Below are 19737 nucleotides of genomic sequence, written 5' to 3' on the forward strand. Positions count from 1 at the left end.
AGGCTCCCCTTTATCAATTAGCTAACTTAACTATTTTTGCGGCCAAAGGGCCACCAGGGTTTGTCGTTGTCTTCTATCTGCACCCGGGTCTGGCGTTGCTCTCCCGCCACGGCGCCGCGCACCTGACGCAGGGTGGCGGTGAACTGTTCAGTCCCCTCGACGAACCAGTCATCGAGGATCAGCACCTTGACCGATTTGCTGCCGCCCTCGCCCGCCGCCCAGCTCACGGAAGGGCTGAGCCAGGGCAGGAAGTCCAGACCCCAGTAAGCACTCTGGCCCTGGAAGGCAAGCTGGGCCCGGGCAGGTTGACTCAGGTCGCCGCTGCGTACCAGCGGGATCTCGGCGAACCACTGCCCCTCGCTGACTCGCATCTCCCCTTGTGCCATGGCGATGGTGGCCGCCATCGCCTTGTCCTTGATGGTGACCAGGGTCTGGCTCTGCTCACCCAAAGTGGCGCCGCTGGCATCCTGCAACATCAGGGTGAACTGCTCATCCCCTTCATGCAGGCCATCGCTAAAGACCGGGATGCTGATGGTCTTGCTCTCTTCGTCGCCCGCTAACCAGTTGAGGGTCCCGGAAACCGGGGCCACATCGGCGGCCCCTGCGCTGCCAAACACCAGACGGTAGTCGACGCTGGCCGCGCCATGGCTGCCATCCTTGCGGCTGACGGTCAGAGTCAGGGTCTGACCCTCTTCCACCTGGGCCACGGCACTGTCCAGGGCAATGACCCCGGCAGGCGGCTCGGGATAGTCGATGGCAATCAGCACGGGATCGTGATCCGAGGCGCTGAAGGGACCTTCCGACTTGGCCAACTGGCCGCTGTACTTGACCCCGTACTCGAAGAAGTTGCTCTCCGCCGAGTTGATGTGCCAATCCTCTATGCCCACCACCTTGCTGGCCAGGGAGGCATTTGCCAGGGCGTGATCCAGATTGCCCAGCTCCCCTTCGTAGCTGTAGGAGTAAGTGTCGGTGCCGTGGAACTGGGTATTGAGGTTGACAAGCCCGGCCCCCTTGCCAAGGGCACTGCCTTGCTCTTCATAAGGCTGCCCTGCCAGCGTGGTGAAGGAGGCGCTCAGGATCTGGCGCGCTTGCGCCGCCGGATCATAATCGGTCAGCACCCGGATGGGATCTTCCAGCCCGTAGGCATTCAGGTCGCCGAGCAGCAGCAGATCGCCGCTCTCAGTGGCCAGCTGCTCGCCGAGCACCTTGGCGGCGGAGACCCGCAGGGCATTGCAGTGGCCCTGACCATCGAGGGGATCGGCGCTGGCGTAATCCGGATAATCCTCAAAGCAGGCCGACCCCTTGGACTTGAGGTGGTTGACCACCAGGGTCAGCGGCGCATCCCCTTTGGGGGAGGTGAAGCGTTGCAGCAGGGATTCCCGCATGCCCTGGCGAATGCTCACCGGTTTGCCCGCCGCGTCCTGGGTCTCGGCGACTTGTACCGGCAGCGGTATCAGTTCGGCGCCACCGGCAAGTTGCACCTTGGCCGGTTTGTAGATAAGGCCGACTGTGATGGCATCGGTGCCGATAGGTTGGCCATCCGGAGAGGCTACCCAGGCATAGTGATCCGCCTCGTCGGGCAAGGCCCCGTTGAGCGCCGCCACCAGATTGGCGATGGCCGAGTGTTCGCCATAACCGTTGTTCTCTATCTCCATCAACCCCACCACATCGGCGTTGAGGCGGGTGATGGCGCTGACTATCTTGGTGCGCTGCAACTCGAACTCAGGGACCGTCAGGGCGCCGCGGTTGCTGCCGGTCGGGTTGGCATCGCCCCCCACCACGCTGGTGAAGAAGTTGAGCACGTTGAAGCTGGCAATGCGCAGATCGCCGGTCATGGCAAGTTCTGGGGTGTCACTCCTGTCCCAACCGCCATGGTCCACGTCGGCACTGCCAATCTGGTTATCGGCCACCAGACGGTACTGGCTGTAGGAGTAACCGATGGCCCCTTCGAGGTTGTTGAGCTTGTCGCCGATACGCAGATAACCCTGCTCCGGATGGAAGCCCGGGTACCAGGGCAGAACGCCATCCGGCGCCTTGGCATCGGTCTCGACCACCAGCTGGTTGGCAAGGTTGCGCGCGGCCCAGTCGCTCGCCTCCTGGCTCATGGCCGGGAACTTCTGGGTCGACTTGATGAGCGGTGCCCCATAGGCCAGCACCAGGTTGTTGCGTTTGCCGTCGTAATCGAAGCTGAAGTTACGGGTCACCACCAGGCTGGAGGCTGGCACCAGCCGCACCCGCATCCCTTCATGGCGCTCGAGCAGTGCCTGCAGGGATTCGCCCCCATCGGGCAGCAGATCCACCGCTGCCAGCGGCTGCACATTGGTATCGGTCACCACCAGATCGGTTGCACCTATCTGGGTCTGGTTATAGTACTCGGCCACCTTGCCTTGCACACAGACCTCGACCCCGGGCTTGATGGCGGGGTTGCTCTGGGTGCTATGGACGAAGAGGCCATCCGAGGTGCGCTCATCGCCATCCCCTTGCATTTCCTGGATGAAGAAGCCTTTGTAGAGGCCATTGACCACCTGGGTCACCCGGCCACGGGTGGCATAGGTGATATCGGATTCGAAGCGACCGGCGGGCACCAGCGGACTGGTGGCGCCACTGCCCTGAATGGCCGGAATGGGGGTCAGCCCATCGACCGGGCAGACAAAGGCATTGGGGGGTGTGCTGTCATCGCAGGCCGACTCACCGTTGCAACCCAGGCCGCTGGCGTCATCCTTGGCAAAAGCGCTGAACTCCAGGGCGGGATCGAAGGGGGATCCGGCATTCACACGGCCCTGATTGACGGTAGCCTTGCGGCGCAGGGTCATGTCCAGGGTGCTGACCGAGCCCGATTGCCAGGCGCTGCCGGGATCGACCCCAATCTGTCCCAGGCTGTCGGCCAGGTCGTCGCCACGATAGAGCACCAGGCCGTCGTCACCGTTGAAGGTGAGATTGCCACTGGTCTGGTTGGCCTTGGCGAGGATATCGGCACTGGCGCTCGGGTGGGCCAGTACCAGACTCGCCCCCGGGGCAAGCTGCCCTTGCAGGGTCAGGCTGTTGGTCGGGCCCTGGGCCAGAGTGCGACCATTGGCATAGAGGGCGAGGCGGTAGTCGGCGAGGTTCAGCGCCGTGCTACCCAGGTTGCTCAGCTCGATTGCCTTGTTGTTACCGGTTCCTTCCAGGTACTCGGTGATGAGCAATTGGGCATGGGTTTGCCCTGACAGGGCCAAGCCAACGGCCGCCGCTATCAGTGAATGTCGTCCAGACATAAGCCAGTATTCCTTTTTATTGGTAAATTTGTTAATGACCCGCCAGGCGGGCAGCACCTTATTTCAGCTGTATTGGCTGAGCCAAATACCGCGCTAATGTGCCAGTTTGGCTCCCTTCATGCCGCGAGCTGGTTAACAATTACAGGATTTTGTTGCGCATCAGTGACAGCGCAGGCGGTGACCGAGTGAAATAACGTTGAATAAATCGACAACGTCAGGAATAAGCGTGATGGATACCATGGGAGCACAGGCTGGCATCCATGTATCACTGGGCAAAGACAGCCAGCCCATGGATAAGAGGAAAGATTTAAATTCAAATAAAAACAGATAGATACATATTTTCTTGGCGTTTTTAACGATACCTGTCGGCTATTTTCATGACAATCACAAGCGAGCCGATGCGTATTCCACACCTCCTTGTGATGCGGGAAAATAACCGTCAAAACATGACGCACCATGACCCGGGAAAGGGGACTCCATGTTCTCTGGATATATTGTCGACAGTACGCAGGAAAATCCCAGCAGGTCATCCTCCTTCATGGGGTATAAATAACCATTCATATCGCGCCTTATCCAGCTTGGATGGCGATTGCAATCCCCTCCCCCCATATAGGGCCCCGGCGGCTACATGGCCCCGACGCTTTTCCCTGACAAACAGAGGGGATTTATGCTATATTACGGCCCCTGTTATGGCGCTCGCCCAAGACGCGCCTCGAATCACTTATCAGGCCCAGCGGGCCTCTCATCATCCGGGACTCCTTGATATGACCATCAATGCCATCTTGCAGGCGCGCGCTGGCGCCAAATGTGAACTGTGCAGTGCCGAACAGGCCCTGACTGCCTATCAGGTTCCCCACTCTCCTGCACAAGATGATGATCACAGTGCCGCCCTGTGCGCGACCTGTCATGACCAGCTGACGCAGCCTGACACCACAGTCGTCAACCATTGGCGCTGCCTGGGTGACAGCATGTGGAGCCAGGTCCCGGCGGTGCAGGTACTGGCATGGCGCCAGCTCAAGTATCTGGCTGGCCAGGGCGAAGTCTGGGCCCAGGACCTGCTCGACATGATGTACATGGAAGAAGAGACCAAGAGCTGGGCCGAAGCCGGCAGCAGCGCGGAAGATGACGATAGCGTCGCGACCGTCGACTCCAACGGCGCCGTGCTGGTCGAGGGGGACGCCGTCACCCTGATCAAGGATCTGGAGGTCAAAGGGGGGGGCTTTACCGCCAAACGCGGCACCCTGGTCAAGGGCATACGCCTGACCAACAATCCCCTGCATATCGAAGGCAAGGTCAATGGCGTGCAGATAGTACTGGTCGCGGCCTATTTGAAGAAAGCCTGATAAACCATACTGTTACACCGAAAATAAACAGCGCCCTCCGGGCGCTTTTTTATTGTCTTTCTCAGCGAGGATGAGTGGCCAGCGCCATAGCGGTTCGCGACACAGCATCCACATCTTCGGAAAGCCAGCGTCACTTGGCACATAGTTCAAGCTTGACGTGGCGGATATTTGCACTACAGTGTATATACATTGGCGATACGCGAGAAACCAGATGGAACAGGTGCCACGCAAGCGGGCCAGCAAGCCCAAGAAGGACGCCCAATTAATCATCCGCCTCTCGGGCGAGGAGCGTGATCAATTTATCGACCTTTGTGAGCAGCAAGACAGCTCGGCCTCCCGAGAGATCCGCCGCTTCATTCGGCAATATATCCGCTCACAGCAAGACGATAATTAACCCTCATCATCAGTCAAGCCGTCGATGGAGAGACAACCCAGGGCACCCTGTGCCGACATTAAGGAAGAATGAAATATGGCTAAGGCATCCAAGAAAGATATCAAGAAGAAAATTGAAGCTCGTCAGGCCAAGATCGCCAAGCACGAAGGCAAGATCAAGAAGCTGAAGAAAGCCCTGAAATAAGGGTCGCCATGATGAGAAAAAACCGCCTGAGTGAAGTGAACCCCATTTATTGGACACGTTAGTTGGCGGATAACATGGCCTGAGTTCGGTACTGTACTGGGCTCAGGCCGTTTAGTTTCACTTTGATCCGTTCATGGTTGTAGTAGTGGATGTATTCATCCACCACACGTTTCAACTGCTCTGTATCTTCGTACTCTTCGTTGAACCAGCATTCGCTTTTCAGCAGTCCAAAGAAGTTCTCTACCACCGCATTGTCCAGGCAGTTCCCTTTGCGTGACATGCTTTGCTTCACGTCCCTTGACGATAATCGCGTCTGATAGCTGGCCATCTGATATTGCCAGCCTTGATCCGAGTGCAGCACCGGCGCGTCTGTGGGCCCTAATGTCGCCAAGGCGTCATCCAGCATCTTGTCCACCAACCGCATCCCCTGGTGCGTTGCCATCTGCCAGGCGATGATCTCGCTGTTATAGAGGTCCAGCACCGGCGACAAGTACAACTTCTGCCCTTTGAGATTGAACTCCGTCACATCGGTGACCCATTTTTGGTTCGGGGCATCGGCGTGAAAATCACGCTGCAAGAGGTTCGGGGCGATATGGCCGTATGTCCCCTTGTACGACCGATATTTCTTGCGGCGCAGGTTAGAGGCAAGGTCCTGTTCTCGCATGAGTTTTCGCACTGTCTTGTGGTTAATTAGGCACCCTTCGTTGCGCAGCGCCAGGGTGATCCGCCGATAACCATAACGCCCCTTGTGGTGATGAAACAGCGCCTTGATCCGTTGCGCTTCATGCTCATAGGTCCCTGCGCTGGTACCTGACTTCACCTGCCAGTAGAAGGTGCTGCGTGGCAACCAAGCGATATGCAGCAGCGTTGCCAGCTGATGGTCCTGCCTTAGCTCGGAAACTATTTTTGCTTTCTCTGCTGCTTTTCCCGAGCCAAGGCATGCAGCTTTTTTAGATAGGCGTTCTCCGCCCGCAGGTATTCGAGCTCTTCCTGGGCACTGTGGAAAGTGGGATAGGGGGCGGTGAGCGGTTTGTTCGGTGGTTTTTTTCCTGAAGCCATGATGCGCTCTGTGCGTTTGTCACTAAGGGCCATGATACCGCCTTCACGATAAAGCCGCGCCCACCGACTGACGGTGCAGGCCGCGGCGATCTTGAATGCTGCGGCCGCCTTGCGAGAAGATGCATTATTTTCCTGCATCCAGTGCAGTACCTCCTCTTTGAACTCAGCAGAATAAGCTTTGGTCGTGATGGTCAAGCCATCTTCACCACTGACTTTCCAGTGCTCAGTCCAGCGGCGAACGGCGCCATGATCGACACCAAACAGGGCGGCCGTCTTTTTGGCACCGTCATGACCGTTGAGATAGTGAAGAACGACCTGACGCTTGAAGTCGGTCGAGTATTTTTGCTTTGCCATAGAAACGAAGAACCCCTACTCGTTGGGTGTCCAACTTTCGGGGTTCACTTCATGAGGGCGGTTTTTTCTATTCGGCGTTTCATCGCCCGGACCTCAGCTCGCATCACCCCGCCCCAAGGCCAGGTGCCAGACAATATTTGTGTGGCAGACGAGAGTTGGAAGTGCCCAGGTGCGGCCCGGATCGAGCCGCCACCTATCTTGCTGGACTATCCCCTTGGCACAGAGGCATGATGCATTTTTTACTAAGGGATAAATATGAACCTGGACACATGGATGTTGTTCCTGCTTGCCTATCTGCTGGCAACGCTGACCCCGGGCCCCAATGTCTTGCTGGTCGTCAAAAATGGCCTGCAACTCGGTTGGCGCGCGGCGCTGCTCACCATCAGCGCGAATCTGCTCTGTCAGGCCATCCTCATCTTGCTGGTCGCCATGGGCGTTGGCGCCCTGTTACAGACCCTGCCTCCTCTGTTCCTCGCCCTCAAGCTGGCGGGTGGCGGCTACCTCATCTATCTCGGTTACAAGGCGCTGCGGGCCGCCGGCTCGACTCAACAGGGTGTGGTGCTGACCGGCTCAGCGAGCAGACCCAGACAGCACTTTTCCCTGTGGCGTGAGGCCTTTCTGGTCTCTGCCAGCAACCCCAAGACCATTATTTTCCTCTGTGCTCTGCTGCCCCAGTTCCTCGACCATCAGAGCCCGCTGCCGCTGCAGTTTTCTGTCATGTATCTGACCATCTGCCTCATCGTCAGCCTGGTGCATCTGAGCTATGTCGCCCTGGCCAGACGGGCCGGTCGCTATTTCAACCCGGCCCGCAGTCAACGACTCTTTACCCGCCTTACCGGTGGGATCTTTATCACACTCGGTGGCGCCATCTTGCTGAGCGGGCGGCCTTGAGGTTGTGTCCATCCTCTCTGGTCCTTACCTAGTCCCAGCCTGAACCCGGCAACCACCACAGAACATGTCTCTGGGTATTTCCCAAGACGTCGATCACTGGAGCCATTTCCGTGGCGACGCCTTTGAAAAGTCGCGGTAATGGATGCCCCGGAAGAAGTCAGTTTTTACCGTGTAATGACATCGGGGTTTCACGAAGAGACCATGACTTCCAACGTCTGGCCGACACCAGGACTTCCTGTTCCAGCCATGCTTTATGGGTTATCAGATGAGTCAAGGCTTCTATCAACATCCCACTCGACTGAACGCTAGCGAGTCGCCAAGGGATCTTCCCTCTGCTGCTTTTCTGCCCTTCCAACTGGCGGATCAAGGGGCGAGCGTAGTGGCATGTATATCCCATGAGATCCTCTGGCAACCAGAGTGCTAGAGGCCTTTCCATGGCGACGGCCAGCCCGCTGGCAATATCCACACCACGCTGATCCAGATCGCCAAAGTGAGCCCAGGCAATAGCAGCAGGCAGTAAAGGGATCACTTGTTTGGCCAACACCGTATTGCGACCCGGCACATAGAGCAGCAACTCCCCCTTTTGCAGGGGGTAATCCACAAAGGCACCTTTGTTCTCCACCGTGATAATCTGCTTACCTTGCCACTCGACGCCTTGCAACCTGGCCAAGGCGCGCTCTGGTAAGGCAATCTCACCCAACATGTTCAGGCTTTCATCTGCACAATAACGGCTGCCATCTTTCCATAACAGAGATAGCGATGAAGCACTGCGAAGCCGGATCACTTCATCATTGAATACCCTCACCCCCAGCGCCTCAGCCCGCGCCAAGTGGGCAGGAGACAAGATGGCTTTACAAGCTTGCAACCAGAGCCCACTCAGGGTCGCACTGTTAATACTCGCGGGTAACTGCCCCCCTAACGCCACCAATACCGCCTCACCCGACCAGGGCGACTCGCCTGCTGTTTGCGCGAGCTTTTCTATCAAGAATTCACGCCCCCGCTCGGTCAACTGACGCCGCGCACCCCGCCCTATCGGCTGCACCCCACAAACACTTCTCAACATCTCCTCCAGCTCGCGACCCGCACGGCTGGTGAGCAAGATCCCCTGCCCCGCCGCCAACGCCAGCAGACGTTCACTCAATGCCCGGATCTCGACGCGCTCGAAAAATGTCATCGGCTTTCCCCTCGTTGCTTGGATATAGGGCGGTGGGCTCACATCAGCCGGGCCTTGCCGGATACCCGGATCGAACTGCCCGGCTCGGCCGGGATCTCGGCATGCAGGCGCGATCTCATGCCCATGTCTTCCCCCTGGATCAGATCAATCATGCCACCGTGGGGCCACCGGAGATCACGCAGGTACCCGGCAAAAGCCGCGGTGGCCGCCCCGGTTGCCGCGTCTTCATAGACACCACCATAGGCAAAGGGGTTGCGGGTATGAAACAGCTGATGACTCTCTGCGTGGCTCAACAATATGGTCACCCAACCTTCACGGCGCATCAGGATCTGGCCCTGGGCAAATTCATAGTCCATGGCCCTGAGCGCCTCACGGCTGTTCAAGGCCAGCACCAGATGATCGGCACCGCCATGGATAAGTGCAGGGGGAATGCGCGGATCGAGATCTGCCGCGTGATAACCAAACAGCGCCAGGGCCTCGCGCACCACATCGGCAGGTGCCGGCTGGCTGCGAGTCAAAGGGGATTGCAAGGCCGCGAGCCATTGTCCCGCCTCATCCTGCCAGCCCGACACCCGGATTGCGGCCTGGCTGAGGCTCAGTCCAACATCCCCGGCCCCGAAGCGCCGAGCCAGGGCAACCCCCAGGGCTATGGTGGCATGACCACAGAAGGGTACCTCTGCCTCGGGGGAGAAGTAGCGCACCCGCCACTCCCGCGGTGCGGGGTGTGCTCCCCCGGACGACGGGAGTGCAGAGAGGGGCGCCGCGAATGCGGTTTCCGAGAACCCCACCTCGGCGGCGATACGCTGCATCTCGCTCGCCGCAGGCAAGCTTGCGCCAATCCAGACTCCTGCTGGATTGCCACCTTGCTCGCCATCGGCAAAGGCCGCGATGCGGGTCAACTCAGTGGTGATAACCCCGTCCGCCTGGGTCGGGTGATCTGGCTGCGTCATGACAACTCCTTGTGTCCATTGATACGGGGGAGCGAGCAAGCTGGGACAGCTGCAAAACGGCTCCCAATGGGTAAAAACCAGGCTGGGCCCCTGCTTGCGCGGTAAATAACCCTGCCATTGGCGCCGAACGGGCGCCGCGAAGGGCTATCCCAGGGTCTAGAGTTGGGGAGCCGTGTCTGTATATGTGCGAGTTGGAGAGCCATATGTTTTCTTACACCCTGGATTTCAAGGAGCAGGCCGATCAATTGGCGGCCCCCGAACACGAGATGGCGTTCAGCTGCCCGGTCTGTGCTGGCGACATCATAATACTGTCGGATCAGAGCCGTCATCAGGTGATGTTCGTCAGCCACAGCGTCCACCATAGCAGCCTCTATCTCGACACCGGAATGCGGCGAACCCAGAGTTGATCCCGCAGTTCAGGGGCTCCCCGTGGATCGCATCTGTTTGTCGACTACCTGTTCGAGCCCTGTTTCAGGTGCTAACGTGAGAGAGGCCTGCCACCTCGCACCCAGGATATTACCGCGAACCCAGGCTGTTGCTCATGGCAGTCAAGGCTGCGATGAACCGGCAAGACTCACATTTGAGGGATCCACTATGTCCAGGAATGCTGCTCTGCTCGTCACCCTGTCCCTGCTTGGCATGGCCCCGGCTCACGCCATCAACGCAAAATATGCCCAGCAGCTGGAGCGCTCCGGCTGCACCCAGGTGAGCGAGGCCCAGGGCTGCGACATTCACAAGACCAAGGCCCAGAACGCGGCAGCCGGGTTCGGTGATGCTCCGGCGGCGGCCACCAGCGCCAGCCCCTACGCCGGCAACTGGGTCGCCACCTTCCCCGAGACGGGCGCCACCGTGGCCACCATCCGCATCGATGACAAGGATCAGGTGTGGGTCAACGACAAGCAGGTCAGTGCCAAGAAATCTGACGGGGCCCTGGTGTTCAAGGAGGGCATGGTCATCTATACCATACAGGGGGATCGTCGCATCCAGGGTGAAGATGGCTGGGTCGATAACGATGCGGGCACCAAGGGGCCGATCGCCGCCAAATAGGCGACATGACGGGAATGTGAAGGGGAGCCTGGGCTCCCCTTCTTGTTTGATCTCTTGCCAGCTTCTTCACCAACCCGGTGAGCGACTACCCTGCGCTTCCTCTTGCCATTCACTTACCCCTTTTTCGGATAGTCGAGCACGGCCGTCAGCGGCGTTTGCGACACAGCGGCCGACCAGGAGGGGGCGTCAAAGGTGAAGCGGGCGACGGCGCAGGTCGGCATCCGGGTGATCTTGCCGGAAAAGCGGTGGGCAAGGTCGGTGAACTCGGGATCGTGACCAAAGAGCATGACGCATCTTAACTCGTCACCCAGCTCCCCCATCACCTCAAGCAGGGTCCTCACATCTGCGCCATAGAGCCGCTCGTCCGTGACTATCTCCTCTGGCCGGTAACCGAGCGTCTCGGCGATGATATGGGCCGTCGACAAGGCCCGGCAGGCGGGGCTCGACAGTATAAGGTCGGGTCGCACCTTATCGTGCGCCAGCCGTCTGCCCATCAGGGGGGCGTCGCGCAGGCCACGCTCGGCGAGCGGCCGTGCCCTGTCAGGCAGCCCCTGCTCTTCCCAGCTCGACTTGCCGTGACGCACCAGGATCAGGGTTCTCTTCATGACGCCTCCCATGACGGCCGACTATCGGCCCCGTGTCACTTGTGGCTAGTGACTGCCAGGGTCTGCATGCCCTGCCCCATGGCCGATGGCGGGCTCACCTCGTCCATGAAGATGAGGCGAAGGGGCTCTGCCAGCAGTTCGTCCGCCTGGCGGGCGAAGCCTTGGAAATAGTCCGTCTCGCAGTGGGCATCCAGGGCGGCCTGACTGACGAAGGCCTCGCGCATATAGAAGGTGCCGGGCGCCTCCTTCAACTCGAACAGCACATAATCGAGGTTGCCGGGCTCCCGGCGGGTGGGGCCGATCAACGCGAGCAGCGCTTGGCGCAGGCGCTCGCCCATCCCTGGCTTCGCCGTCAGCACGGCGATGGATACCAATTTGTCTGTTGTCATCTTCATTACACTCCGTTATCAAGGGGCTATTCGAAACACCCCTCACTGCGGCTTGTCACCGCGCGAGGAGCACATGTTTCACCATGAGAGCCAGTGTAATCACGGGGGATTGATTCGAATAGACAGACAATCTGGACAGACTATCCATCCTGCTGAACAACGCCCTTGAACAACAGAGCAGATCGGCAACTGCCCATGAGGGCGCCTATGCCTCCCTGAGATTGGCCAGCGGCACCCAGCCGGAGGCGCCATCTTGACCCCTCACACACCAGAGCCAGCCGTTGATAAACCGATCGCCATTGAGCCAGTCACCCGCTTGCACGCTCAACTCCCTGGCCGTGTAATCTTCCCGAGCGAAAGCTGTGCCATCGTCCATCGACCCTATGATCTGGGCCGGTACCCAGCCTCCTTGTTGCCCGTCGCAATGGCAGAAGAACCAGTCGTGCCACTCCTCTTCCCCTTCATAGCGGTCGCCCACGACGAGCGGGGTCCCCTTGCGAAAGGTGATGGGGTCTGGATACTCGCAGCGGTGGGCACTTATCACCAGAAAGGCCTTGCTCTCACTGTTCATATTGCTCCTTGGACATAGTGGTGTGGTTAACCCATGATTCACCGTCACGGGCCCTCCTTGAAGGGCTGCTTCACCTGGCCCCTTGATCACAGGGCGAGCGACGTCGCCATGTCAGGGGGGCAGATGATCACGGCGAGCGATCACGGCCTGCAAACCAGGGTTCAACGTCAAGGCAATAGGTGGTGAAGGAATGCTCGCCCAGGCGCCCTGGCAAGGGGCAGCAAGAGATCAGCCGAGTGCCTTGAGCGGCAGTCACGCAATAACACAGATACGACTGGAGGCTGGAGGCTGTCAATGCTGAGAGGCAATGTCCGGGGCCTTGCCGTTTCCCGCTGTGCAATGGGCCGGGCTTATGGCCCCCTACAACACCTCGACCTTGACCTTGAGAAGGCCGGATCGGGTGTTGCCTATGCTGCTAAATGCCGCTCTTGAGAGATCGATGATCCGGCCTCTGGGGAAATTGCCCCTGTCATTGACCTTGACCACCACACTCTTGCCATTGGCAAGGTTGGTCACCCGCACCATGGCGCCGAAGGGCAGCGCCATATGGGCCGCCGTGTTGGCATTGCTCTTGTAGAGTTCACCACTGGCGGTTTTCTTGTTGTGATAACGATCGGCATAGTAGGAGGCCAGCCCCGTCTGGGTATAACCCCGCCAGTTGCCGCTCTTGCCCGCCTCTGGCTGACTGCTGCAGGCCGCGAGCAGCAGGCAGCACGACAACAGCAACCCTCTTTGCACATTCCACTTCATTCTTGACTCCTCGATCCGATGTCCGGCAGACCTGCCACAGCGACCAACCCTTCATAGCCGGTCAGGCTCCCATCACAGGCCGCCACTGTCGCATACTTCCCATATAAAACGGGAGGCCAGGCCTCCCGTTTTGCGTATTGCTCCGTCAGCCCCTGTCAGGGGAAGGACTCAGGCGATCAGCTTGTCATCGGCAAAACCGAAGCCCCGCAGCCCCACCACGTGCACGTGCTCGTGCTTGCCCTGCACCTTGCGGATGAGCTTGTAGGTGGTGCCCTTCTCGGGACTGATGTTCTCCGGCGCCGCGATGAGCAGTTGCATGTCCTGGCGCTCGCACAGCTCGAACAGGGTGGCGATGGACTTGCCATCCAGCCGCGCCGCTTCGTCGAGGAACAACAGGCGGCAGGGGGCGATATCCTTGCCGCGCAGACGGCGGGACTCCTCCTCCCAGCTGATCAGCACCATCAGCAGGATGGCCTGGCCGGTACCGATCGCCTCGCCGGTAGAGAGGGCGCCGCTCTCGGCCCGCAGCCAGCCATCGGCACCACGCTGCACCTCGATTTCGAGCTCCAGGTAGTTGCGATAGTCCAGCAGTACGTCCCCCATCACCTGATAGTTGCGCTCCCCCTGCTCTATCTGCGGATTGAGGCGCTGGAACAGCTTGGCCATGGCCTCGGAGAAGCTGAGCTCCTTGTCGGCGAACAAGTCGTTGTGCATGGCGCTCTGATCCGCGAGCGCGGTCAGCAGGCGAGTGTGGGCCTCGCGGATGTTGACGTTGAGGCGCACCCCCCGCACCAGGCCGAAGGCGATGTTCTGCAAGCCCTGGTTGAGCACCCGGATGCGGTTCTGCTCCCGGCGGATGATGTTGGTGATCTTGGCCGCCACCTCGTGGGAGGAGAGGGACAGGTGGGTTTCCCGCTGCTTGAGCTCGTCGGCGAGCCGCGCCAGCTCGATCTCCATCTCCTCGATGGCCTCCACAGGATCGTCCGAGCGGATGATGTCGTTGCGGATGCGATCTTTGAGGTAACGATAGACCTGCACATAGAAGGCGACCTTCTGCTCTGTGCTGCGGTTGCCCTCGGAGAGGCGCAGCGCATCGCGCAGGGCCTCGTCGTGGGCCACCGCCACCCGCAGGGCGCCGAGGGCCTTGTCCGACATGGAGCGCAGCTCGTCGCTGTCAAGATATGCCAGCTCGCGCTTGTTGAGGCGCTTCTCGACATCTGTCTCCCGCGCCAGCCGCACCACCCGCGACCAGCTCGCCTTGTGACCCACCAGGGATTTACGGGCGCCGAAGTAGTCCTTGCCTTCGAGCTTGAGACGACCGCCGAGGGATTCAATCTCGCGCTTGGTCACCTGCAACTGGGCCTCGGCGCTGGTGCGACGGGAGCGGGTGCGAATGAGCAGCTCTTCGATCTCTTTCTTGTGGGCGCGGGATTTCTCCTCCATGTCGTCCGACAGGGTGAGCCCCATGGCCCCCAGCTCCTGCTCGAACTCCGCCAGGGTCTGGCCCTTGGCCTCCACACTCGAGTTCAGCGCGGTGCGCAGCTGCAACGCCTCGGTGTGGCGCAGGGCAATCTGCTTGTGCTGCTCACCGGCGGTGCGGGCCGCCAGCTCGGCGGCTTTGAGCTTCTCTTTGAGCCGTTCGCTCATCTCAGACGCCTTGCCGAGCAAGTCTTGGGCGTCCTGATAGGCAAAGTGCGGCAGACGAGCCACCAACTGATCAAGCGCGTAGCAACGGCGCTTCTGTTCGGCCAGCAGTTCGCTCGCCTCGTCGAACGCGGCCTGCAGGGCGGCGAGATCCTGGGGATCCTGGCGCAGCACCTGCACCAGGGTTTCCAGTCTTTCCAGCCCCTTGCCGTGCTGGGCGATAAAGGCTTCGGCTGTTTTAAGGGCCTCCACATCGGCGCGGGCCGCCTCGAGACGGGCCGCCAGATCTGTCTCGGCAAAGAGGTGGGCGAAGGGCAGCATCCCCTGCACCAGCTGGATATATCGGGTCAGCTGGGCGGTGGCCGCCTTGGCCTCGGCAAGCTGCTTGTCGCACTCGGCGATGGCCCCTTGCAGGGTGCGCAGCTCGGCCTGTTTGGTCTGCACCTGATGTTCAGGATCCGGCAGGAAGGCGATATCCAGATGCTGGCCGATAAAGTCGCGAAAATGCCCGTAGAGGCGGTGGTACTTCTGCTGCTCGAAGGCGGCCTTGGCGTAGCCCTCGATAAGATTTTCCCGCTCAAGGTCGAGCTGCTCGATGCGTTTTTCCCGGGCGGCGCGGCCAAACAGCGGCAGCTCGGGGTAGCGGGAGAAGCGCACCTGACGCTTGCTGGTGCGCACCAGCACGGCGTCACCGAGCTCGTCGGCTTCCACCAGATCCTCGTCAAAGGAGTCGGGGTTGCCCTGAATGAGGTAGATATCTTCCGGGCAATCTTCCAGCTTCTTCAGTCGCTCTATGGCGCCCTCAAGGTCGAGCACCACCAGGGCGCTACGAGCCGGGCCGTAGAGTGCGGAGTAGTAAGGAGCATCGTCGATGGAGATATCGTCATAGACGTCGGAGAGCAGCACGCCCCCCACCTGCTCGGCGACGCGGGCCAGACGCGGATCCGCCTCGCCGGCCCCCAGCTGCAAGTTACGAATTTGCAGCTCCAGGGCCTGCTTCTGGCCCTGGATGCGGTTGCTCTGCTGCTCGAACTCCCGCTCCTTGTCGAGCACGCTCTGCATGCCGGCCGAGAGCGCCTCGGCGGTGGTCAGCGGCAATCCGCTCTGCTCGCGCAGCTGTTCGAGCTTCTCGAACGACTTGAGCCAGCGCGGCGCCAGCTTGGTGAGATCGCTGATATCGCGGCCGAGCTGGACGCCCTGATGCTCCAGGCTGGCGCGGCGCTGGTTCGCCTCCGCCTGCTGATCGGCGAGCTCCTCCTGACGGTTGCGCTGGGCTTCAAGAAACAGCTCCAGCTCGTCCTGGCTCGCGATCTGCTGGCCGCAAATCTGGGCCAGCTCGTCACGCAAGCGCAGCAGTGCCTGCTGGCTGTCGCGCTCTTTCTCGAGGCGAGCCAGGGCGGCGCGCAGCCCCTGCCCCTGCGCAATGCGGGCCTTGTCTTCGATATGACGCTTGAGCAGGGCCTGGGCCGTGGGCCAGGCGGCCTCGCGGGCGGTCTCGGGGGCGATGCTCAAAAGCAGCGTCAGCGCGGCCTGATGCTCGGCCACCGCCGCCTTGGCCAGCGCCAGCTGCTGCTCGGCCCCCAGCACTCGGCGGGTTAAGCTCTGCTCGGCGGCGCGGAACTGATGCAGGCTTTCATTCGCCTGCTCCATGGTCAACTCGGGCAGTTCGCACTGCGTGCGGGCATTGTCCAGCGCCTGCACCGCCTGACGGTACTGGATGGCGCGGGTCTGCTGGATATCCAGCGCCTGCTGATAGTCGGCGAGCTGGGTCTTGAGGCTGTCAACCTCCCCCTGGGCCAGCTCCTTGCGCTCTTCCACTTCCAGCAGCTGGCCGTGGATCTCCTCCACAATCGCTTGCTGTTGCTCAAGCTTGTCGACCAGCTCCGCCAGATCGGCGCGATACACATCGATTTTCTTTTGCAAACTGACCGCAGCCATCACCTTGGCCAGGTGCTCGGCGGCGGACTCCAGCTCGTCGGTCAGCAATTTTTCGCGGTGGGTGAGCTGCTCCGCCTCGTCCGCCAGATAGATGGCGCGCTGCTTCTCTTCGGCCAAGAGGCGACGCTTGCCGGCCAGCTCAGCGCGCGCCTTGAGGGCCAGCTCGGAGAGACGGCTCTTCTCGGCGGCGCCCCGCACATACTCGGCCGCCACATAGTGGGTGGTCTCGGTAATGAGGTTCTTGAACAGATCCCGCTGACCCTGAGTCTCTTTAATAGCTTCCAGGGTGCGGCGGTTCTCGTAGATGGCCGCCTCCATGTCCTGGAACGCCTTGCGCACCCCTGAGTTCTCCGGCAGCAGGTATTCCCGCAGGGAGCGGCTGATAGAGGAGGAAATGCCGCCGTAGAGGGAGGCCTCGATCAGGCGATAGAACTTGCCGCGATCTTTTTGATCCCTCAGCTTCTTCGGGGTGATGCCGAACTCGAACATGAAGTTGTGATAATCGGTCACCGTATTGAACTTGGCGACCTTCATGGCCCCCAGCTCGGCGGCGGCCCCCTTGAGATCGGCGAAGGCGCGCACCCGGCCCTTGCCGTCATGGAGTTTTTCCAGCAGCAGATCCGTGGGTTGCAGCTGCTCCGGCACATCCACCAGCGCGAAGGGGGTGATGTTGACCTTGTTGTCGCGATTCGCCACCTGCTCCAGGTGGACGCCGACCCAGATCCGCTGCTCGCGGCTGTTCATCACTTCCAGCAGCGAATAACAGTGACCGCGCTGCAGCTTGCCGTAGAGCCCCTTGTCACGGGAGGCGCTGCTGGAGCCCGCTTCCGTGGTGTTGCGGAAATGGAGCAGGGATTGATCCGGAATGAGGGCCGCGATAAAGGCCGCCATGGTGGTGGACTTGCCCGCCCCGTTGCCGCCGGAGAGGGTGGTCACCAGCTGGTCGAGATCGAAGGTGCGGGCGAAGAAGCCGTTCCAGTTGACCATGGTCAGGGATTTGAATTTGCCTCTCACGCCACACGCTCCATCACACCAATAAGCACCATCACACCGGCAGGCTCCGTCAGAGCCCGGAATTTAGGATTGCAGATCATCTTCCACCTCCAGCTCAAGCTGCTCTTCGTCGAGATCCCCCTCGACATCCTCGAACAACGAATCGCTGCTTGGCATCTCGTCGTCGTGGAAGATGGCCTCTCCCTCCTGGATCATGCGCAGCTGCACGGCCCGGGGATCCTCGTCGGAGCGCACATCGGCGGCGAAGCGAAACACGGTCTCGTTGACCCGGAATTTGTCGCTGTTACCCAGGGAGCTCACCATCCCCAAACGCTTGAGACGGCGCATGGCGGTACGAATTTTTTCCAGCAGCTTCTTCTTGTCCAGATCGGTGCCACCGGAGCGGCTGTTGACCATGCGCAGCAGCTGCTTCTCGTCCGCCAGACTCAGCACCTCCTCCTGCAGTTCGCTCATGGTGAACACCCCCTCCGAGGCGAGGCGGTCCGGGCTCAGGAACAGATAACAGAGCACCTTGCCCACCAGCATATCGAGCTCGGAGAGCACTGTGGTGCCGATGTCGGCACTGGGCCGTGGCCGCAGGTAGAAGAAGCCTTCCGGCGCCTTGATGAGCTCGACCTGATAGCGGCCGTAGAAATTCTCCAGCTCGCCGTGAAACTCCACCAGCATGGCGTGCTGTTCGAACTCATCGGCACTGAGGTGGCGACCCGAGCGCAAGGCGGTGTCGATGCGCGGAAACAAGGGGTTGGCGATGGCCTCTGCGAGCCGCAGCGGCAAAGGAAACTCAGAATTGATCAATGACATAGGCCTGAACCTTGGATCCAGCTTGGTTGATGGGTTTCCATGCGGGTTGACGGTGCAGCATGTGCTCACCGCTGGCATGGCCCAGGCGCACGGCCTGGTCGATCAGAAGACGCGCCACGTCGAAGTGGGCGTGGGCCGGGAAATCGAGCAGATATTCCCGCAGCACATCGGCCAAGTCCAGCTGATGGCCCTGTTCGGGATAACGGGCAAGATAGCGCTCGATGCGCTCGGCCAGCGCCTGGTTGATGTCCACCATCTCCATGTACTCCATCTCGAGCGGCACTTCACCGGTCACATCGTCGTCATGGATGGTGATGGTTTCGTCGCGCAGCTCCAGCAGACGGGGCTCCTCGGCGACTCTGAGCAAGAAGTTGTGCTGCTCGAAGTTGCGGATGGATTCGCGCAGTCGCTGACTGAAGGCACGGTTCTTGTCCATGTCGATGGCGTTGCGGATGAACTTGTGAACATGTCTGTCGTAGCGGGACCAGAGCTCGATGCACTGCTGACCCCAGCTGGTAATGACATCGAGCCGCCCCTGCAGGGCGTGGGTCAGCTCCTCGACGTGGAACAAGTCGTCCCTCCCCTGAGCGGCCTCTTGAATATTGAGCAGCCCCGCCTGCAGGCGGTGGCCGGCGGCGTCCAGGGTGTCTTGCAGCTCGCGCAGGGTCTGGCCCGTCTCGCGCAGCAGCTTTTCACAGTTGTGAATGGCATCGATCCAGTTCTGGGTCAGCAGCGCGGCTATCTCGCTCTTGACCTGATTCTGCTGCTCATCCATGGCGCGCTGGGTCAGGTCGATGCGCCCCAGGGTCTCTTCCAAAGAGAAACTCAGCCTGGGCAGCACCTCGGCATCCCACTGTTCACGGGTATCGAGTTCGAGGGCCGCCTTGCGGGCAGTGTCGAGCTCGGATGCCAGGTGTTCGAGCAGGATGGAGAGCTTGATGCTATCGACCTGACGCTGGTCGAGGAAGAAGTCGACGATGCTCATGCCAAGGCGCGACAGGCGATAGAGGCTCTCGCCGGCCACCATGTCGGTGTTGAAACGCGACAGCAGTTGCTGGCGAATGAGATCGTTGATGGCGTTGTTGGCGCGACCGGTCAGGGTCTCATCCATCTGACCGAAGGCGTTGCTCACATAGCCAAAGGCATCGTGCAGCGCCGCTTCCGACAAGTCCGACTCATCTTCGGACAAGGTCTTTATCGCAATCAGAAAGGCCAACCTGTCGGTGGGCAGGCTCAAGGCCAATCCCTCCTGCCTGACCCATGCCACCGTTTCCGGCAGGGTACGGGATGTACTCATCATGACGTTATCATCTCGTTGTTATATCCGAGGGAGCGACCTGCACCTGGTGCATGGCGCACTCCCTCGCTGTGGTATG

At 60.4% G+C, this 19737-nt stretch carries 16 protein-coding genes; 5 read left to right on the forward strand and 11 right to left on the reverse strand.

What is annotated here, in order from left to right; translation table 11 throughout:
* Positions 1–26 precede the first annotated feature (26 nt).
* A complete protein-coding gene (locus KYK33_RS10840) occupies positions 27–3254 on the reverse strand; it encodes an ExeM/NucH family extracellular endonuclease (RefSeq protein ID WP_224430500.1) in 3228 nt (1075 codons plus the stop codon).
* A 764-nt stretch (positions 3255–4018) separates the two neighbouring features.
* Here KYK33_RS10840 and KYK33_RS10845 point away from each other — a divergent pair.
* Together KYK33_RS10845 and KYK33_RS10850 are read left to right on the forward strand one after the other, a co-directional pair.
* A complete protein-coding gene (locus KYK33_RS10845) occupies positions 4019–4597 on the forward strand; it encodes a PhnA domain-containing protein (protein ID WP_224430501.1) in 579 nt (192 codons plus the stop codon).
* A 211-nt stretch (positions 4598–4808) separates the two neighbouring features.
* Positions 4809–4991, forward strand: a complete 183-nt coding sequence (locus KYK33_RS10850; RefSeq protein ID WP_042043195.1) for a hypothetical protein — start codon at positions 4809–4811, stop codon at positions 4989–4991.
* 241 nt (positions 4992–5232) lie between these two features.
* Here the strand turns inward: KYK33_RS10850 and KYK33_RS10855 are convergent.
* Positions 5233–6587 (reverse strand): IS3 family transposase gene (locus tag KYK33_RS10855; protein WP_224430502.1). Its coding sequence is split into 2 segments (ribosomal slippage): positions 5233–6128 and positions 6128–6587, totalling 1356 coding nucleotides; the frame shifts between segments, so codons are not numbered across the junction.
* A gap of 255 nt (positions 6588–6842) precedes the next feature.
* Between KYK33_RS10855 and KYK33_RS10860 the strand changes: the two genes are divergently transcribed.
* Positions 6843–7478, forward strand: a complete 636-nt coding sequence (locus tag KYK33_RS10860; protein ID WP_224430503.1) for a LysE family translocator — start codon at positions 6843–6845, stop codon at positions 7476–7478.
* 157 nt (positions 7479–7635) lie between these two features.
* On the opposite strand, the gene KYK33_RS10865 is transcribed toward KYK33_RS10860, so the two are convergent.
* Both KYK33_RS10865 and KYK33_RS10870 read right to left on the reverse strand, forming a co-directional pair.
* Entirely contained in the window at positions 7636–8652 is a 1017-nt protein-coding gene (locus KYK33_RS10865; RefSeq protein WP_224430504.1) for a Wadjet anti-phage system protein JetD domain-containing protein, read from the reverse strand.
* Positions 8653–8690: 38 nt separating this feature from the next.
* Entirely contained in the window at positions 8691–9602 is a 912-nt protein-coding gene (locus KYK33_RS10870; protein ID WP_224430505.1) for a PhzF family phenazine biosynthesis protein, read from the reverse strand.
* Between the two features lie 203 nt (positions 9603–9805).
* Between KYK33_RS10870 and KYK33_RS10875 the strand changes: the two genes are divergently transcribed.
* Positions 9806–10009, forward strand: a complete 204-nt coding sequence (locus KYK33_RS10875) for a hypothetical protein (RefSeq protein ID WP_042043189.1) — start codon at positions 9806–9808, stop codon at positions 10007–10009.
* A gap of 187 nt (positions 10010–10196) precedes the next feature.
* The gene (locus KYK33_RS10880) at positions 10197–10649 is read left to right on the forward strand and encodes a hypothetical protein (RefSeq protein WP_224430506.1); all 453 of its coding nucleotides are present in this window, start codon (positions 10197–10199) and stop codon (positions 10647–10649) included.
* A 113-nt stretch (positions 10650–10762) separates the two neighbouring features.
* Here the strand turns inward: KYK33_RS10880 and KYK33_RS10885 are convergent, their stop codons facing one another.
* The 7 genes from KYK33_RS10885 to mukF all read right to left on the reverse strand — a co-directional run bounded on the left by KYK33_RS10885 (position 10763) and on the right by mukF (position 19661).
* Positions 10763–11254, reverse strand: a complete 492-nt coding sequence (locus tag KYK33_RS10885; RefSeq protein WP_224430507.1) for a SixA phosphatase family protein — start codon at positions 11252–11254, stop codon at positions 10763–10765.
* A gap of 35 nt (positions 11255–11289) precedes the next feature.
* A complete protein-coding gene (locus tag KYK33_RS10890) occupies positions 11290–11649 on the reverse strand; it encodes a putative quinol monooxygenase (RefSeq protein ID WP_224430508.1) in 360 nt (119 codons plus the stop codon).
* Positions 11650–11848: 199 nt separating this feature from the next.
* Positions 11849–12214 carry an SH3 domain-containing protein gene (locus KYK33_RS10895; RefSeq protein ID WP_042043181.1) on the reverse strand — a complete coding sequence of 122 codons (366 nt, stop codon included), beginning with the start codon at positions 12212–12214 and terminating at the stop codon, positions 11849–11851.
* A gap of 360 nt (positions 12215–12574) precedes the next feature.
* Positions 12575–12964, reverse strand: a complete 390-nt coding sequence (locus tag KYK33_RS10900) for a septal ring lytic transglycosylase RlpA family protein (protein ID WP_042043180.1) — start codon at positions 12962–12964, stop codon at positions 12575–12577.
* A gap of 168 nt (positions 12965–13132) precedes the next feature.
* On the reverse strand, positions 13133–17560 hold the full coding sequence (gene mukB / locus KYK33_RS10905; RefSeq protein ID WP_224430509.1) for a chromosome partition protein MukB: 4428 nt from the start codon (positions 17558–17560) through the stop codon (positions 13133–13135).
* 63 nt (positions 17561–17623) lie between these two features.
* Positions 17624–18361 (reverse strand): chromosome partition protein MukE, encoded by a 738-nt coding sequence (gene mukE / locus KYK33_RS10910; protein ID WP_042043179.1) that lies wholly within the window; start codon positions 18359–18361, stop codon positions 17624–17626.
* Positions 18342–19661 (reverse strand): chromosome partition protein MukF, encoded by a 1320-nt coding sequence (mukF, locus tag KYK33_RS10915; protein WP_042043177.1) that lies wholly within the window; start codon positions 19659–19661, stop codon positions 18342–18344. Before mukF ends, mukE begins: the two co-directional genes overlap by 20 nt.
* Between the last annotated feature and the right edge of the window lie 76 nt (positions 19662–19737).

It is taken from the genome of Aeromonas rivuli, from assembly GCF_020149575.1.
Lineage (GTDB): Bacteria > Pseudomonadota > Gammaproteobacteria > Enterobacterales > Aeromonadaceae > Aeromonas > Aeromonas rivuli.

Coding starts and splice junctions, on each gene's coding strand:
- KYK33_RS10845 (WP_224430501.1), top strand. CDS start 4,019: ATGACCATCAATGCCATCTTGCAGGCGCGCGCTGGCGCCAAATGTGAA.
- KYK33_RS10840 (WP_224430500.1), bottom strand. CDS start 3,254: ATGTCTGGACGACATTCACTGATAGCGGCGGCCGTTGGCTTGGCCCTG.
- mukE (WP_042043179.1), bottom strand. CDS start 18,361: ATGTCATTGATCAATTCTGAGTTTCCTTTGCCGCTGCGGCTCGCAGAG.
- KYK33_RS10860 (WP_224430503.1), top strand. CDS start 6,843: ATGAACCTGGACACATGGATGTTGTTCCTGCTTGCCTATCTGCTGGCA.
- KYK33_RS10895 (WP_042043181.1), bottom strand. CDS start 12,214: ATGAACAGTGAGAGCAAGGCCTTTCTGGTGATAAGTGCCCACCGCTGC.
- KYK33_RS10870 (WP_224430505.1), bottom strand. CDS start 9,602: ATGACGCAGCCAGATCACCCGACCCAGGCGGACGGGGTTATCACCACT.
- KYK33_RS10875 (WP_042043189.1), top strand. CDS start 9,806: ATGTTTTCTTACACCCTGGATTTCAAGGAGCAGGCCGATCAATTGGCG.
- mukF (WP_042043177.1), bottom strand. CDS start 19,661: ATGATGAGTACATCCCGTACCCTGCCGGAAACGGTGGCATGGGTCAGG.
- KYK33_RS10890 (WP_224430508.1), bottom strand. CDS start 11,649: ATGAAGATGACAACAGACAAATTGGTATCCATCGCCGTGCTGACGGCG.
- KYK33_RS10900 (WP_042043180.1), bottom strand. CDS start 12,964: ATGAAGTGGAATGTGCAAAGAGGGTTGCTGTTGTCGTGCTGCCTGCTG.
- KYK33_RS10850 (WP_042043195.1), top strand. CDS start 4,809: ATGGAACAGGTGCCACGCAAGCGGGCCAGCAAGCCCAAGAAGGACGCC.
- KYK33_RS10865 (WP_224430504.1), bottom strand. CDS start 8,652: ATGACATTTTTCGAGCGCGTCGAGATCCGGGCATTGAGTGAACGTCTG.
- KYK33_RS10880 (WP_224430506.1), top strand. CDS start 10,197: ATGTCCAGGAATGCTGCTCTGCTCGTCACCCTGTCCCTGCTTGGCATG.
- KYK33_RS10885 (WP_224430507.1), bottom strand. CDS start 11,254: ATGAAGAGAACCCTGATCCTGGTGCGTCACGGCAAGTCGAGCTGGGAA.